Source organism: Erythrobacter sp. CCH5-A1, assembly GCF_001557115.1.
GTDB lineage: Bacteria > Pseudomonadota > Alphaproteobacteria > Sphingomonadales > Sphingomonadaceae > Erythrobacter.
In genome coordinates, this window is the sequence record NZ_LSKQ01000105.1 from 61,359 (window position 1) to 67,841 (window position 6,483).

The window sequence follows — 6,483 nt, forward strand, 5'->3', positions numbered from 1 at the left end:
AATGGCAACAGCGAGCCGGCCGCCGCCAATTTGCCGGTTCGCCTCGCATGCGCGGCTCTGCTAGCACCGCAGCATGAGCGATTGGATGATGGCGGCGCGCGATGCTCTGGGAGCGGCGCGGGACTATGGGGACAGCGTGAGGCAGGCGGTGGCGGCGGTGGTCGCGCCGCAGGGCACGCCCGATGCGGGCCTGCTCACGCGCGAGCAGCACCGCGTCCACGGCTATGCCTGGGTGGCCGCGAGCATCGCCGCGATGGAGGCGACCGCCGACTGGGCGGCGCGGGCCGTGCGGGCGGGGCGCTTCGGGGCAGCCGAGGAGCTCACCCTGCGTATCGGCTTTGGCGAGACCCTCGCGCAGATCGCTTACGGCATGCCGATGAGCGCGCACGAGGTGGTTCGCCCTTGGAGCCTCGGCACGGCGGCTGAGGCGCAGGCGCTGGCCGCACACCCAGCGGCCGCGCGCTTCCTCGCCGAGGGCAGCACTGCCGAATCCCGCGCCGCCCTCGCCGCGCTGCTGGCCGATGGGGTGCGTCCCTGCGAAGCGCTGGGCGACGAGGCCCTCGATCTGATCCGCGACCAGATGCGCGCCTTCACCGCCGCGGCGATCACCCCCCACGCGCATGGCTGGCACCTTGCCGACGCGCTGATCCCGGACAGCGTCATCGCCGAGATGGCGCAGCTGGGCGTTTTCGGCGTGTGCATTCCCGAGAATCACGGCGGCCTCGGCCTCGGCAAGCTGGCAATGGCGGTGGTCTCGGAGGAATTGTCGCGCGGGTGGATCTGTGCGGGCAGCCTCGGCACCCGCTCCGAAATCGCGGGCGAGCTGATCGCCGAGAACGGCACGCCGGAGCAGAAGGCCAAGTGGCTGCCGCGCATCGCCGACGGATCGTGCCTGCCCACCGCAGTCTTCACCGAGCCCGACACCGGATCGGACCTCGCCGCCGTGCGCACCCGCGCCGAGCGGGCGGCGGACCGCAGCTGGCGGGTCATGGGGGCGAAGACCTGGATCACCCACGCTGCGCGCGCCGACCTGATGACCATGCTGGTGCGCACCGACGCAGGCACGCCGGGCTATGGCGGCCTCTCGATGCTGCTGGCGGAAAAGACCCGCGGCAGCGACGCGGTGCCGTTCCCAGATGCCGGGATCGAGGGCAGCGAGATCGAGGTGCTCGGTTACCGGGGCATGAAGGAATATGCGCTGGGGCTCGATGGCTTCGCGGTGGCGGCCGAGGGCCTCCTTGGGGAGCGCGAGGGGCAGGGATTCAAGCAGCTGATGCGCACCTTCGAGGGCGCGCGTATCCAGACCGCCGCGCGCGCTGTCGGCGTGGCGTGGAACGCCTTCGACCTCGCGCTCGATTATGCGCTGGGTAGGAAGCAGTTCGGGCAGGCACTCACCGTATTCCCGCGCGTCGCCGACAAGCTCGCGCTGATGGCGGTCGACACGGTGATGGCGCGCGAGCTCACCTATGCCGCCGCGCGCGCCAAGGATTCAGGCGCGCGCTGCGATATCGAGGCGGGGATGGCCAAGCTGCTCGGCGCGCGCGCGGCGTGGGCGGCGGCGGACAACGCGGTGCAGATCCACGGCGGCAACGGCTATGCGCTCGAATACCCAATCAGCCGGGTGCTGTGCGATGCGCGCATCCTCAACATCTTCGAGGGCGCCGCCGAGATCCAGGCACAGGTGATCGCGCGCGGGTTGCTGGCTGGGCAGGCCCAGAGCTCCAAGGATACGGCGGCGGCCTAGATCACGCGGCGCATGCCCGCTTCGGGCAGCATGGCGCGCATCGGATCGGGCAGCACGGCGCTCTTCAAATCGACATGGCGCGGCCGGTTTCCGCGCAGCTTGAAGATACGCTGCACCCGCGCGACCAGATCGGCCGGCTCGAAGGGCTTTGAGAGGAAGTCCTGCGCCCCGGCATAGATCGCCTGCAGCTGGTCCTGCTCGCCGTTCATCGCGGTGAACATCATCACCGGCAGATCGTAGAGCGCGCTCGAGCGCCGCAGCCGGCGCAGCAGGGTCATGCCGGATTCGCCCGGCATCGACTGGTCGAGCAGCAGCAGATCGGGGCGCTTCTTCTGAACGCAGGTCCACGCCGCCGCAGCGGTCGTGACCCAGCCGCAGGCGAAGCCCGCATCGATCAGCACCTCGCTTGCGAGCTCTGCGATCAGTTCGTCGTCATCGGCAATCAGGATGCGGGCCATGGGAATCCTGTGGGCAGTTGGCGTTGGCAAATGCCGGATTAACCACGTGCCGGTTGGAGCGGCCCTGCCGGCCCCCTCCGGTGCATTCCCTAGCGCCGCCCGTTGCGCACTCGTTGCGGTGTCTTGCCGCTGTCGTGGCGGTCTGCGAGGGAGTTCGGCGATGACCAGCGATTCTCTTGAAGGGGCGTCCAACAGCGCCCGCGTCGGCCCGTTCTATGTCACGCAAGGCATTCACAACCTTCGCGATTATGGCGGCTATGCGGTGCCGGGCGGCGGGCGCGTGCGGAGCGGGGTGCTGCTGCGCTCGGGCCAGCATATGGAGGCGTCGGACGCGGATCTGGCGCTGTTGGACACGCTGGATATCCGCACCGTGATCGACCTGCGCGGCAACAGCGAACGGGAGGGCTTCCCGTGTAGACGCCATCCGAACTTCGCTGCGCAAGTCATTGCCTACGATGGCGAAACGAGCAACTCGCCGCCGCACGAGGGTGGGGGCGGCAAAGTCGAGATGACCGCGCAAAGGGCGCGCGATCGGATGCTGGCAGTCTACACCCGGATGCCGGTCAATCCTGCGATGATCTGGGTCTTCCGGGAGTATTTCAACGCCCTCGATGCCAACGACGGCGCCAGCCTGGTCCACTGTTTCGCGGGGAAGGACCGCACCGGCATCGCCGCGAGCCTGCTGCTCCATGTCCTCGGCGTCCATCACGACGATATCGTCGCCGAGTTCCTGCTCACCAACGAGGCGCCCACCCGCGCGATCCTCGAACGCCAGTCGCTTCCGCGGATGGAAGCGCATTACGGCATCATGGACTCCGAGGCTTTGCACAATCTCATGGGTGTTTTGCCTGAATATATAGAAACTTACATTGCGAAGGTGACAGAAGATCACGGCTCGCTCGATGCCTATCTCGCCACAATCTTAGGTGTGGACGGGGAAAGAAAAGCGCGTCTCAGAGCCAAGCTGGTGGCGTGACAATTCCCCGGCGAAACCCCATATCGCTTGCCAGAGAATCCCATCCGAGGCGCCCCCCCACATGGCAACCCACACCACCAAGATGCTCATCATCGGCTCCGGCCCCGCAGGCTATTCGGCCGCGATCTATGCCGCGCGCGCGATGCTTGAACCCATTGTCGTTCAGGGACTCCAGCCCGGCGGCCAGCTCACCATCACCACCGATGTCGAGAACTACCCGGGTTTTCGCGACGTGGTGCAGGGCCCGTGGCTGATGGAGGAAATGCGCGCGCAGGCCGAGCATGTCGGCACGCGGATGATCTGGGACACGATCGTCAGCATCGACCTCGAGAACGGCTCGCCCTTCCGCGCCATCGGCGACAGCGGGGACGAGTACATCGCCGATTGCGTGGTCATCTGCACCGGGGCGCAGGCCAAGTGGCTGGGCGTGCCGGGCGAACAGGCGCTCGGCGGCAAGGGCGTCAGCGCCTGCGCGACCTGCGACGGGTTCTTCTACCGCGGCAAGAAGGTCGCCGTGATCGGCGGCGGCAACACCGCGGTCGAGGAAGCGCTCTACCTCACCAACCACTGCGCCGACGTGACGCTGATCCACCGCCGTGACAGTCTGCGGGCGGAGAAGATCCTGCAAGAGCGACTGTTCGCCCACCCAGCGATCAAGGTGCTGTGGAACCAGGCGGTCGATAGCTTCGAGTGCGGCGAGAACGGGCTGCTGCACCATGTAGCCCTGACCGACACGGTGACGGGCGAGGCCTCCACCCTCGAAGTCGACGGGGCCTTCGTCGCCATCGGCCACGCGCCGGCGACCTCGCTGTTCGTCGGCAAGCTGCCGATGGACGAGAGCGGCTATCTGCTCACCGAACCCGGCACGCCGAAGACGGCGATCCCCGGCGTCTTCGCGGCCGGCGACGTCACCGACCACGTCTATCGTCAGGCCGTCACTGCAGCGGGCATGGGCTGCATGGCCGCGCTCGACGCCGAACGCTGGCTCGCCTCGCGCGCGCATGCGGAGCAGCAGGCCGAAGCGGCGGAGTGATCTCCGCCGCTCGCGGCTCAGCCGTGGAGATGGAGGCCGAACACCGCGATCGCCGCGTGCAGGATCAGCGCCATCAGCGCCACCGACGACAGCGCGAACAGGGCGAAGCGCACCGCAACCTTGTTCCAGGTCGCTTGCACCACCGAGTGCAGCACCCTTAAGATCACATAGGCCCACGCGAGTGAGGTGTTGAATCCATCGCCCTCGCTGATGATCGCAAGCACGATCGCGACCGCGTAGAAGAGCGTCGGCGCTTCATGTAAGTGATTGTAATTGTCCGCTTTCCAACTGACTGTCTCGGGCAGTTGCGCCCGCAGGCTCGCCCCCGTCGTGCCGACCATGGCCTTGGCATCCAGCCCGGCCCTGAGCATCGCCGGAATGCGGGTCGCATACATCCACACCCACATCACCATCGTCCACGCCAGGAGCGCGACGACGGGTTGAAGAATATCCATGCCGATCATGCGAAGCTCCTTATGCGGGCAGGGCCGAGGGGTCGAAGAATGCGGTCGCCATCACCGCGCGGATCGCCAGCGCGACCAGTGCGAGGGTGGCGGCGATGAACAGCAGAAACCGCACCGGCACCTTGTTGACCGTCGCCTGCCAGATCGAATGGACGATCCGCAAACCCACATAGGCCCACGCCAGCGCCACATCGATCCCGCCCGCGCCCATGATCGCCAGGATCACCACCGTCGGGTAGAACACCGTCGGCTGCTCGACGAGGTGCGAATAGTTGTGCGAGGGCCAGTTGATCTTCGGATCTACCACGCCTTCGAGATCCTGACCGCGCCCCCCGGGACGCGCGCCGAGATCGATCCCGGCCTTCTTCAGAGCGGGCAGGCGCACCCCCGCGGTCCAGAACAGCATGACGAGCGTCCACACCACCAGCACGGCGGCGGGCGCGAGAATTTGCGCTTGCATCGGTTGATCCCCTCGAAACCTCTCTTCGCCGCGCAGACTGCGAGGGCGCGAATGGATTGTCAAACGCAACCTATCCGCTAACCTGCGGCACATGCACCTTGTCCACGATCCCGCCGCACCGCCTGCCGAGCTCATCACCTTCGACGACTTCCTCAATGTCGACATCCGCGCCGGGCGGATCATCGCCGCCGAACCCTATCCCGAGGCCAGAAAGCCCTCGTTCAAGCTCACCATCGACTTCGGCCCCGGCGTGGGCGTGAAGCGCTCCTCCGCCCAAGTCGCCGAGCTCTACACGCCCGAAGTGCTCGAGGGGCGGATGGTCGCCGCGGTCGTCAACTTCCCCCCGCGCCAGATCGGCAAGTTCATGTCCGAAGTTCTGACGCTGGGCTTCCCGGATGAAGAGGGCCGGGTGGTGCTGTTTCAGCCCGACAGAGCGGTGCCCTTGGGTGCGCGGCTGTTCTAGACCGCTCTAGCGCTGCGTGTGGCGTCGGCGCCATTCCGACGGCGTCATGCCGTGCTGCTGGACGAACACCCGCGCGAGCGCCTGCGGGGTCTCGTAGCCGACCGCCAGTGCGATCTCGATGATCCGCATGTCGCTCGCCGCCAGCAGCTCGGCGGCGCGCGCTATCCTGAGCTTCTGCTGGTAGCGGTAGGGCGGCATGCCCATGGTGCGGGCAAAGGCGCGGGAAAAATGGAAGGGCGAGAGGCGGGCGATCGCGGCGAGTTCGCCGAGCGGCACGCGCCGCTCGATATTGGCGGCGAGGAAGGCGGTGGTGCGCCGCGCCTGCCACGGCGCCAGACCGCCGCGCGCCTCGCCCTGCTGCCGCCGCTCGCCCGAGAGCAGCAGCAGCCGCCACAAGAGCACCTGGCGCAGGGCATCGAACAGCAGTGGATCTGGCGCCGCCCCGCCCGATACGAGCGTGTGGATCATCGCCGCGAGCGTGTGGGCTTCGGGGTCGGTGATCGCGGGCAGGGGCTCGAACCGCATCGCGTGCGTGGTTTCGGCGGCGGCGAGGAAGGCGGCGTCGAAGGCAATCGAGAACCAGTTGCAGCTCTCGGTCGGCGCGGGCGGTCCGGCGACCCGCAGCGCGCGGCCCGCGACGCGGCGGTCGATGCCATCGGAACCGTTCACCCGGAACAGCGCCAGCGCGTGGTCACGGCTGGGGGCGGGAGCGAGCGCGGCGCGACCCGATGCGGGGCGGCTGGGTGCGGGACGCGGGATCGGGATGGTCGCGAGCTGGGTCATGGGGGAGCCGTCCTTCCTCCGCATCATCCCCCGCGCGCGCCTGCACGGCAAGGCTTGGGGCCGCGATCTTTCGGGGGGGCTGCGGCTCACCCGAAGCGGTGG

The 6,483-nt window shown here is 67.9% G+C and carries 8 protein-coding genes; 4 read left to right on the forward strand and 4 right to left on the reverse strand.

Features of this window, described 5'->3' with window-relative positions:
* Positions 1–73 precede the first annotated feature (73 nt).
* Positions 74–1,744, forward strand: coding sequence for an acyl-CoA dehydrogenase family protein (locus tag AX708_RS05450; protein ID WP_066532682.1), 1,671 nt, complete (start codon positions 74–76; stop codon positions 1,742–1,744).
* On the opposite strand, the gene AX708_RS05455 is transcribed toward AX708_RS05450, so the two are convergent.
* The gene (locus AX708_RS05455) at positions 1,741–2,202 is read right to left on the reverse strand and encodes a PleD family two-component system response regulator (RefSeq protein ID WP_066532684.1); all 462 of its coding nucleotides are present in this window, start codon (positions 2,200–2,202) and stop codon (positions 1,741–1,743) included. The two genes, AX708_RS05450 and AX708_RS05455, sit on opposite strands and share 4 nt — an antisense overlap.
* 160 nt (positions 2,203–2,362) lie before the next feature.
* Here AX708_RS05455 and AX708_RS05460 point away from each other — a divergent pair, with 160 nt between their 5' ends.
* Together AX708_RS05460 and trxB are read left to right on the forward strand one after the other, a co-directional pair.
* On the forward strand, positions 2,363–3,178 hold the full coding sequence (locus AX708_RS05460; RefSeq protein WP_066532686.1) for a tyrosine-protein phosphatase: 816 nt from the start codon (positions 2,363–2,365) through the stop codon (positions 3,176–3,178).
* A 61-nt stretch (positions 3,179–3,239) separates the two neighbouring features.
* Positions 3,240–4,211 carry a thioredoxin-disulfide reductase gene (gene trxB / locus AX708_RS05465; RefSeq protein WP_066532688.1) on the forward strand — a complete coding sequence of 324 codons (972 nt, stop codon included), beginning with the start codon at positions 3,240–3,242 and terminating at the stop codon, positions 4,209–4,211.
* Between the two features lie 17 nt (positions 4,212–4,228).
* Here the strand turns inward: trxB and AX708_RS05470 are convergent, their stop codons facing one another.
* Both AX708_RS05470 and AX708_RS05475 read right to left on the reverse strand, forming a co-directional pair.
* Positions 4,229–4,675 (reverse strand): MAPEG family protein, encoded by a 447-nt coding sequence (locus AX708_RS05470; RefSeq protein WP_066532691.1) that lies wholly within the window; start codon positions 4,673–4,675, stop codon positions 4,229–4,231.
* A 10-nt stretch (positions 4,676–4,685) separates the two neighbouring features.
* Positions 4,686–5,135, reverse strand: a complete 450-nt coding sequence (locus AX708_RS05475; RefSeq protein ID WP_066532694.1) for an MAPEG family protein — start codon at positions 5,133–5,135, stop codon at positions 4,686–4,688.
* A 91-nt stretch (positions 5,136–5,226) separates the two neighbouring features.
* Between AX708_RS05475 and AX708_RS05480 the strand changes: the two genes are divergently transcribed.
* Entirely contained in the window at positions 5,227–5,598 is a 372-nt protein-coding gene (locus AX708_RS05480; RefSeq protein ID WP_066532697.1) for a tRNA-binding protein, read from the forward strand.
* A gap of 6 nt (positions 5,599–5,604) precedes the next feature.
* On the opposite strand, the gene AX708_RS05485 is transcribed toward AX708_RS05480, so the two are convergent.
* Positions 5,605–6,381 (reverse strand): helix-turn-helix domain-containing protein, encoded by a 777-nt coding sequence (locus AX708_RS05485; RefSeq protein ID WP_067489648.1) that lies wholly within the window; start codon positions 6,379–6,381, stop codon positions 5,605–5,607.
* Positions 6,382–6,483: the final 102 nt, after the last annotated feature.

Excerpts from the sequence above, each read along its gene's own strand:
- AX708_RS05450 (WP_066532682.1), top strand. The coding sequence starts at position 74 with ATGAGCGATTGGATGATGGCGGCGCGCGATGCTCTGGGAGCGGCGCGG.
- AX708_RS05455 (WP_066532684.1), bottom strand. The coding sequence starts at position 2,202 with ATGGCCCGCATCCTGATTGCCGATGACGACGAACTGATCGCAGAGCTC.
- AX708_RS05460 (WP_066532686.1), top strand. The coding sequence starts at position 2,363 with ATGACCAGCGATTCTCTTGAAGGGGCGTCCAACAGCGCCCGCGTCGGC.
- trxB (WP_066532688.1), top strand. The coding sequence starts at position 3,240 with ATGGCAACCCACACCACCAAGATGCTCATCATCGGCTCCGGCCCCGCA.
- AX708_RS05470 (WP_066532691.1), bottom strand. The coding sequence starts at position 4,675 with ATGATCGGCATGGATATTCTTCAACCCGTCGTCGCGCTCCTGGCGTGG.
- AX708_RS05475 (WP_066532694.1), bottom strand. The coding sequence starts at position 5,135 with ATGCAAGCGCAAATTCTCGCGCCCGCCGCCGTGCTGGTGGTGTGGACG.
- AX708_RS05480 (WP_066532697.1), top strand. The coding sequence starts at position 5,227 with ATGCACCTTGTCCACGATCCCGCCGCACCGCCTGCCGAGCTCATCACC.
- AX708_RS05485 (WP_067489648.1), bottom strand. The coding sequence starts at position 6,381 with ATGACCCAGCTCGCGACCATCCCGATCCCGCGTCCCGCACCCAGCCGC.